General features: G+C 63.5%; 1 pseudogene. It reads left to right on the plus strand.

The features are described from left to right. Positions 1-356 (plus strand): annotated as a pseudogene (locus HTT03_RS00020) (hypothetical protein); the annotation flags it as partial.

Raw genomic sequence — 356 nt, forward strand, 5'->3', positions numbered from 1 at the left:
GGCGCTGCTTTTGAGATCGAATGGGGCACCCCAATCAACTCCCGCGACATGGTCACGATCCTGCCCGTCGGCACCAAGGAAGGCGCCACCGGCCCCTACCGCCGCGTTGGCGACGAGACCACAGGCCAACTCACAGCACCTGCGGAGCCGGGGCTCTATGAGTTACGCTATATCCTCAACGAAGGCGCTAAGACCCTCGCCACCGCGCCCATCGAAGTGACTGCCCCAGAAGCCACCATCAGCGGGCCAGAGACTGTTACTACCGGCGCTGCTTTTGAGATCGAATGGGGCACCCCAATCAACTCCCGCGACATGGTCACGATCCTGCCCGTCGGCACCAAGGAAGGCGCCACCGG

This window comes from Sulfitobacter maritimus (assembly GCF_013346665.1).
GTDB classification, from domain to species: Bacteria; Pseudomonadota; Alphaproteobacteria; order Rhodobacterales; family Rhodobacteraceae; genus Sulfitobacter; species Sulfitobacter maritimus.